At 59.7% G+C, this 1,125-nt stretch carries 2 protein-coding genes; both read right to left on the bottom strand.

What is annotated here, in order from left to right:
• Window positions 1-385, bottom strand: a 385-nt coding sequence (locus tag AC1DWI_RS24015; protein WP_477726020.1) for an NAD(P)-binding domain-containing protein, incomplete at its 3' end; no start/stop codon positions are given.
• Window positions 386-415: 30 nt separating this feature from the next.
• Window positions 416-1,125, bottom strand: a 710-nt coding sequence (locus AC1DWI_RS24010) for a hydroxypyruvate isomerase family protein (RefSeq protein WP_477726019.1), incomplete at its 5' end; no start/stop codon positions are given.

Here is a 1,125-nt window from a genome sequence, read left to right as displayed (position 1 = left end):
CGTCAAGGTAGTCGCAGCCCAGTGTGTTGATTTTCTGCGCAAAGGTTTTGGTGGCTATGGGCGAGATGGAGCTCATGTCGACGACAACCTTGCGTTCACCTGCGTCTGCGGCCGAACCCTTCAGACCGGCTGCGATACCGCCTTCGCTGAACAGCGCAGCCTCCACGTCAGGGGTATCGGGCACCATGATGAAGATGATGTCCGCGCGCTCAGCTACGCCACGGGAATTCACGCATTGCGTGGCGCTGCCACTGGCAATTGCATCGGGCATCTTGCCGAGGGTATGGACAAACAGCTGATGCCCAGCCTTGATCAGATGGCCGGCCATGGGAGCGCCCATGATGCCGAGGCCGACGAAGCCGATTTTCAGGGCGTTGGAGGTCATGTAAACGTAGTCCTTGTGAGATGGTGCGGGTCAGCTTGTCAGGCGCTGGCGCCAGCCCAGTCCTGCGTCCGTCGTGCTGGCAGGTTTGTATTCGCAGCCTATCCAGCCGCCATAGCCAAGGCGGTCCAGGTGCGTGAACAAAAATGCGTAGTTGATCTCGCCGGTGCCCGGCTCGTTGCGGCCGGGGTTGTCGGCCAGCTGGATGTGGGCGATGCGTGCCAGATGTTTTTGTATCGTCGCCGCCACTTCGCCTTCCATGCGCTGCGCGTGGTAGATGTCGTACTGCACGAAGGCGTTGTTGGCACCGACCTCGTCCAGAATGTCCAGTGCCTGAGCCGTGCGGTTCAGGTAGAAGCCCGGAATGTCAAAGGTGTTGATCGGTTCGATCAGTAATTTGAGGCCGGCCTTTTTCAGTTCGATGGATGCATAGCGCAGGTTATTGACAAAAGTCGTGCGCAGAACGGCATCACTGGCACCCACTGGTGTTTTGCCGGCCAGGCAGTTGAGTTGACCTACACCGAGCACCTGGGCATACGTGATGGCTTGGGTCACACCGGCACGGAATTCCTCCACACGATCAGGGTGACAGGCAATGCCGCGTTCGCCGGCCTCCCAGTCGCCGGCGGGCAGATTGTGCAGCACCAGCTGCAGACCGTTGCTGTTGAGCCTGGCCTTGATATCGGCGGCACTGAAGGCGAAGGGGACAAGAAACTCTACCGCCTTGAAGCCGGCCTTCGCAG

This window comes from Polaromonas sp. P3_C2, assembly GCF_056402675.1.
This window is presented reverse-complemented; position numbering and strand designations above follow the sequence as displayed.